Genomic DNA, 6,102 nt, shown 5'->3' with positions numbered 1-6,102 from the left:
TACTGTCAACATAAAAAAATAAACCGGAAGTATAAAAACTTTTCGGCTCGTTTTTTTTAATCTTAGATCTATCTTTAGTTATGCGGGTTTTATTTTGTTATTGTCCCCCCTTTTGCTCACCGGTTACGTATATTATTGACTTCTTATTGTTAACAGTATACACTTCTGCACTATGAAACTTATAAAAATCGGTCTCTTACTCGCAATTGTTCTTGGCATTACTTTTATTGTCCTTTCTGTGTTTCTCCACAAAAAATACCATGGTGAAAAAGCAAAAAGAATAGAGCTCGTTGAGCAGATACAAATTATAGAAGATAAAGCAAAGGGTCTCGAAGGTGAACGTGACTCAATTAAAAAAGAACTGACCGATGTTATTGCCGTTAAAAAAGAAGTTGAAGGTGAAAGAGACGCGGCAAAAGAAGAGGCACGGCAGTTATCCTCACTCCTTGAAATGGAAAAGAGAGAAAAGGAAGTACTGAAAAAGAAACTACAGGAAAAACAACAGGCGGCATTAGCGCTTATGAAACAGTTGCGGTTGGCTCGCGAAAGCAGTTCTTCCGGTAGCGGTTTAAAAGACACTGTTACTGAACTCAAAGGACAAAAAAGAGAATTATTGTCAAAACTGAGGCAAACTGAAGAGGAACGTGACGAATTAAACGACCAGTTGCAGGAACTTGCGAAAAAGGATCAGCCGCCGGTTAATCTCGATGATATCTTTGTTCGTTCAGAGCTGAAGTTTAGCGGCAATATACTTGTGGTAAACCCGAAATATAATTTTGTTATCATTAATCTCGGTGAACAAGATAAGATCCCTGTCGGCGAGATACTCATTGTACATAGAGGAAAACAGCTTGTTGGAAAGGTCAGGGTAGATCGTGTGTATGAGAAAATGGCTGCATGCCAGATTCTACCGGAATGGCTTCAGAAAAATGAATATCCCGAAGAAGATGATAGCGTAAAGAAATTTTAGTTACTTCGTACTCATATATAGTACGTCGAGGACTTTGAGGAAGCTTAAATCAGCAGTTTCAGGTAGATATATCTTTGCAATAGACTTTTTTGAAAAATGCGGGTTACCCCCTACTTGTATACCAATAGTTGTAGCGTATAGTGGAGTTATAATGAAAAGAATTATTGTAGTTACCCTTATGATATTTTCTCTAGGAATGGTTTTACTGTCTGGATGTGGTCACACACCCGAAGGAGGCTCTCCGCTTCCATGGGCACGGCCAGAACCATGGGAAGGTCAATTTAAAGGCGCGCCAGGAATGGCTATTTAGTATTCCGGTATAAACGAAGAAGACGATTCATGAAAAAATGCATAGCATTTATTCTTATACTTTTTTCCTCCCTGATTATATCAGCTTGTGCTTCGCACGATCTCTATAGTGATACCGCAACCGGTGTATGGGTTGAGTGCATGGGGAGTAATGACACACTTTCGTCATCAAGCAAGATAATAGCTATGCTAGATGATGTCAAAACAAACGGCATGAATACCATCTATGTGCAGGTGTTTCGGCATGACAAGGCATGGTTTAAAACAAACAGTTACGATAACCGCCCGTATAAAAACTTCTATAAAAAAGAAAAAAAAGATCTTTTGAAGTTTGTTATATCTGAGGCACATAAACGTGATATAAAAGTGCATGCGTGGATAAACATTTTTCGTATTGGCCGCAATAAAAAATCTCCGATTATTAAGAAGTATGGACCGAGCGTTGTCACACGTGATAACAAGGGCCGGTCAATGCTTGAGTATCCGAATTTGCAGTTGCCCGGTAAAGATAATACATACTATGAAGCTGACGGGACAGGATACTGGCTTGATCCGGGTGATCTTCGAGTACAAAAATATATGCTGGGTGTAGTAAAAGAAATAGTCGCGCGATATAAGTCTATAGATGGCGTGCAGCTTGATTTTATCAGGTTGCCCTATACGGTACCTTTTTCTCCCGGAAGTAGATTTCCTAAAGGGATTTCGTACGGATACGGAAAAGAGAGCTGTAAACGGTTTCAGAAGAAATATGGTATGAATCCGCTTAAGCCTGATATGGTCACCAATAACATGCAAAAATGGGATGACTGGCGTCGTGAACAGATAACAGATTTTGTAAAAAAAGCGTTCAAGATAGTTAAGAAAAAAAATAAACGCATAGAACTTTCTACAGCAGTAGTGTGTTATGCCGATAGGGCGTACCTCAGTGCATTTCAGGATTGGCGTAGATGGCTTAATGAAAACATTGTTGATAACGCGTGCCTGATGAATTATTCGATAGATCCGCTGTTGTATCGATATGTGACGATCGCAGGTAAAGCGTTTGAAAATGATGAGAGTAAGATATATACCGGCATAGGCGCGTACCTTCTTAAAGCACGCATGAATATCTATGAGCAGGAACTTAAAGACACCGTTTCACTTGATGTTGACGGGATCATACTTTTTTCATATGATTCGATGCTTAAGAAAAAAGAGCAGTTTACTATTTTTAAAGAAGTGTGCGGTAAAAACTAAGATTGAGTTTGTATGGGTGAAGCAGTTATTCCTGCCAAAGTAAAACTTATTGCGGGTCTTCTCAGTATAGATCAAGGGCATCTCACATCGATAAAGAATGCACTTATAGATTCCTATGGTGAAATAGATTGTGAGAGCGAAATTATTCCCTTTCGTTGTACTAACTATTACAATGATGAAATGGGTGATAACATTCTTCGTCAGTATATTGCTTTTGGGCGATTGGTTTGTCCCGGGGATATTGCTGATATTAAGATCCACTCAAACGTATTAGAAGACCAGTACACAAAGGATGGCAGAAGACAGGTCAATATTGATCCCGGATTAATAGATCAGGCAAAAATGATTCTAGCAACAACGAAAGATGCTACGTATCGTGTGTACATTGCCCGCGGAATATATGCACAGCCAACACTTTATTATGAAGATAAGACATGTCACGGGTATAGCTGGACGTACTCGGATTATAAAAGTGAAAAAGCGATTCACTTTTTTAACAAAGCGCGAAATATATATAGGAAATTGGTGAAGGAAGGAAAGTTATAGGGTGGATATGCACGAAAAAAAAGCAGAAAACACTACTAGAAAAGATAATGCAAAATGGTATTATAGCAGAGCATTTGTATTGGTTATGCTTTTTTTTGTTTTGGGAATATTTGCGTTACCGCTTCTGTGGTATAGTCCGCGGTTTAGTAGATTCTCCAAGGCGGTGTTGACAATCGTTATCGTGTTTCTTACGCTGGGAGCGGTATGGGCTATCCGAGCTGAGGTTATGTTAATTCAAGAACTTATTCAACAATGGAACGGGTGATAAAATGGCTGAGATAAAACCTTTTAGAGGGATGTATTACAATAGAGATAAAGTTGACATTAAAGATGTGGTAACGCAACCGTACGATAAAATAAAACCAACACTTCAGGACGAATATTATGCGAGAAGTCCATATAATTTTGTGCAACTCATTTTAAATAAGATCGCATCATCTGATACTGAAGACAATAATCGGTATACCCGGGCGCGAGAACTGTTCAAAAAATGGCAAGATGAAGAGGTGTTGAAACAAGATGATGCGCCTACCATATACATCTATGAACAGACATATACGACGCCCCTCGGTGAGAAGAAAATGCGCCGTGGATTTATCTCTTTGCTTAGGTTAGCTGAGCTGGGAAAAGGTGGTGTGTATCCTCATGAACAGACACTCTCAAAGCCAAAAGCTGATCGATTCGAGCTTATTAAGAAATGTAATACTAATTTTGAACAGATATTCATGCTCTATAATGATAAAGACGTGGCTATTAAAAATGTACTCGATATAGCGCCTACAACGATAATGTTTGATTTCTGCGATGAATATGGTGTTGGCCATGTATTAAAACGTGTTGATGACAGTGCTTCTGCTAATGCGGTATGTGATGGTATGAGCGATAAGAAGATATTTATTGCAGATGGGCACCATCGATACGAGGTTGCGCTCAATTATCGGGATTACCTTATAAAGGAACAGGGTATAGGGAGTGATCACGATGCGTGTTTTCGGGTAGCGTACTTTGTTTCTATGGAATCAGACGGTCTCACCGTTCTTCCGACGCACCGTATGGTGAAGAACATGGATGGATTTACTATTGATAATTTTATAGCTACATCGGGTGAGTATTTTGAGATTGTAAAAATAGATGATGCTGGATCAGAAGATGCGTCGTTAAAGAACATGCTCGATGCAATGTCTGCAGGGCAACGTGAAGGGAAAAATTGTTTTGGTGTTGCCGGTAAGGGTGTAAAATACCTACTTACCTTAAAAGAAGAAATAGATGTAAAACAGCTTATCGGTAAAGATATGAGCGATGTTGTCTCAGGCCTTGATGTAACAATTCTTCACCGGTTTATTATTGAGAAAATCTTAGGGATCAGCCAGGAAAAGGTTGCCGGGGAAGATAATCTTTCGTATGTAAGAGACCCTATTGATGGTGTTCAGGGGGTTAATGAGGGCCTGTATCAAGTAACATTTTTTCTCAACCCGACAAAAGTTGACGAAGTAAGAGCGGTTGCCCAATCTGGAGAGAAGATGCCGCAAAAATCTACAGATTTCTATCCAAAGGTTTCTTCCGGTCTTGTTATGTATACATTTTAATGAGAATATAGTACAGTAACTATTTGAGAAGTGATGTTTACAGTATAAACAATAGATACTATAAGGAGTGCGTATGGGTGCTCATGAGAGAAGAAGGCGATACTTAATTGATAAGAAATTACAGTTAAGGTATGTCTGCATGATTCTTCTTACTGTTGTTGTGGTAAATGTTATTGTTGGTGTTGGTATGTACTTTTCTGTTTGGACAGTGCTTAAAAAAGAATATTCACAGATTGTTATCGGGCAAAAGATTGTTACCGCGCAGAGAATTAAGGCATATGAAGATGTTCGTTCTGGTGATGCAACGATCAATAGCCAGGATATTGATAAAGAGGCGGATCTTTTAAGTGATCATTTGCTTAAGCAGCTTAAAGATAGTTTTATGAGAACACAGGTTAAGATCATCCCTGTTATTATACTGCTTCTGATAATTATTTTTTTGGAGGGGGTATTTCTCTCAAATCGTATAGCGGGTCCGATATATCATGTCAATAAATCACTCAAGGAAATAAAAAAAGGTGATCTGAGAACGCGTACCTATTTTAGAAAACATGATGAGTTCAAGGATTTGTATCAGGATCTGAACTATGTTATAGGAGATTTTGAGGAGAGTATTACAAAGATGAAGGAAGTTATTGCGTCACTTGAAAGCGGTGGTATCAATCTTAAGGCACGGGTTATTCAGGTCAGTGATACAAAAGCCAAAGAAATCACTCCTCTCTGTGACGATTTAATTGCAAAGGCACAGGAAGCGAGTGTGTTTCTTGCCAAGTACAAGGTAAAAGCGGAAACCCCGGAAGGTGCTGAGTCACAAAATTCGTAAATGGAGCGAAATGCGGTGGTTTTCGAAAGTCATAGTACCCCTTTTTGGAGAGTGGAAAGTTTGAGCTTTTGGCTCTCATCCATAAAAAAGAAAAAAAGTACTATTTTTCTCTTGCAAAAAATATTTATTCTGGCATTATATTTTCTTCTTGACATAATTTCGCCTTCTGGTAATATGTTCGAACGCAAAAATTTACCCGTATATTTTATGTGCAGGTGAAGTATCTTTATTTGAAGTTAAGATAGAGGTGATAGTTGTATAAATACTTTTCTCAGCCGAATTTGCCGACATAGCTCAGTCGGTAGAGCACTTCCTTGGTAAGGAAGAGGTCATGGGTTCAATTCCCATTGTCGGCTAAGAATTAATCATAAGATGTATAAAAACAAAGACGCTTTTAAAAAAAAGAAAAAAGAGAGTAAGGAAATAAAGGGGGAGAGAAATGGCAAAGGAAAAATTTGAAAGGTCAAAGCCGCACGTAAATATTGGAACGATCGGGCACGTGGATCATGGTAAGACAACACTCACTGCAGCGATAATCGGAACATTGGCAAAGCAAGGATTAGCGGATTTGAAGAAGTTTGATGATATTGATAATGCCCCTGAAGAAAAGGAAAGAGGAGTAACGATCAATG

At 38.7% G+C, this 6,102-nt stretch carries 8 protein-coding genes and 1 tRNA gene; all 9 read left to right on the top strand.

Annotated features, from left to right (window positions below; genetic code table 11):
* Positions 1 to 172 precede the first annotated feature (172 nt).
* Positions 173 to 970: a hypothetical protein gene (locus P9M13_10440; GenBank protein MDP8263701.1), complete on the top strand. Its 798-nt coding sequence runs from the start codon at positions 173 to 175 to the stop codon at positions 968 to 970.
* Between the two features lie 151 nt (positions 971 to 1,121).
* Entirely contained in the window at positions 1,122 to 1,280 is a 159-nt protein-coding gene (locus tag P9M13_10435; GenBank protein MDP8263700.1) for a hypothetical protein, read from the top strand.
* Between the two features lie 29 nt (positions 1,281 to 1,309).
* Entirely contained in the window at positions 1,310 to 2,515 is a 1,206-nt protein-coding gene (locus P9M13_10430) for a family 10 glycosylhydrolase (GenBank protein ID MDP8263699.1), read from the top strand.
* Between the two features lie 12 nt (positions 2,516 to 2,527).
* Positions 2,528 to 3,061, top strand: coding sequence for a DUF4416 family protein (locus P9M13_10425; protein ID MDP8263698.1), 534 nt, complete (start codon positions 2,528 to 2,530; stop codon positions 3,059 to 3,061).
* A 7-nt stretch (positions 3,062 to 3,068) separates the two neighbouring features.
* Positions 3,069 to 3,326 carry a hypothetical protein gene (locus P9M13_10420; protein ID MDP8263697.1) on the top strand — a complete coding sequence of 86 codons (258 nt, stop codon included), beginning with the start codon at positions 3,069 to 3,071 and terminating at the stop codon, positions 3,324 to 3,326.
* A gap of 4 nt (positions 3,327 to 3,330) precedes the next feature.
* Positions 3,331 to 4,647, top strand: a complete 1,317-nt coding sequence (locus tag P9M13_10415) for a DUF1015 domain-containing protein (GenBank protein ID MDP8263696.1) — start codon at positions 3,331 to 3,333, stop codon at positions 4,645 to 4,647.
* A 73-nt stretch (positions 4,648 to 4,720) separates the two neighbouring features.
* Positions 4,721 to 5,470 carry a methyl-accepting chemotaxis protein gene (locus P9M13_10410; GenBank protein MDP8263695.1) on the top strand — a complete coding sequence of 250 codons (750 nt, stop codon included), beginning with the start codon at positions 4,721 to 4,723 and terminating at the stop codon, positions 5,468 to 5,470.
* 283 nt (positions 5,471 to 5,753) lie between these two features.
* Positions 5,754 to 5,826, top strand: a tRNA-Thr gene (locus P9M13_10405).
* A gap of 83 nt (positions 5,827 to 5,909) precedes the next feature.
* Positions 5,910 to 6,102 (top strand): GTP-binding protein (locus P9M13_10400; GenBank protein MDP8263694.1); only part of this gene is annotated, 193 nt, incomplete at its 3' end.

It is taken from the genome of Candidatus Ancaeobacter aquaticus, assembly GCA_030765405.1.
Taxonomy (GTDB): domain Bacteria; phylum Auribacterota; class Ancaeobacteria; order Ancaeobacterales; family Ancaeobacteraceae; genus Ancaeobacter; species Ancaeobacter aquaticus.
The sequence above is the reverse complement of the archived record's forward strand: the minus strand, read 5'-3'. Positions and strand labels throughout refer to the sequence as shown.

What these genes read in the sequence shown, in the direction of transcription:
- P9M13_10415 (MDP8263696.1), top strand. Translation starts at nt 3,331, where the DNA reads ATGGCTGAGATAAAACCTTTTAGAGGGATGTATTACAATAGAGATAAA.
- P9M13_10420 (MDP8263697.1), top strand. Translation starts at nt 3,069, where the DNA reads ATGCACGAAAAAAAAGCAGAAAACACTACTAGAAAAGATAATGCAAAA.
- P9M13_10435 (MDP8263700.1), top strand. Translation starts at nt 1,122, where the DNA reads ATGAAAAGAATTATTGTAGTTACCCTTATGATATTTTCTCTAGGAATG.
- P9M13_10425 (MDP8263698.1), top strand. Translation starts at nt 2,528, where the DNA reads ATGGGTGAAGCAGTTATTCCTGCCAAAGTAAAACTTATTGCGGGTCTT.
- P9M13_10430 (MDP8263699.1), top strand. Translation starts at nt 1,310, where the DNA reads ATGAAAAAATGCATAGCATTTATTCTTATACTTTTTTCCTCCCTGATT.
- P9M13_10440 (MDP8263701.1), top strand. Translation starts at nt 173, where the DNA reads ATGAAACTTATAAAAATCGGTCTCTTACTCGCAATTGTTCTTGGCATT.
- P9M13_10410 (MDP8263695.1), top strand. Translation starts at nt 4,721, where the DNA reads ATGGGTGCTCATGAGAGAAGAAGGCGATACTTAATTGATAAGAAATTA.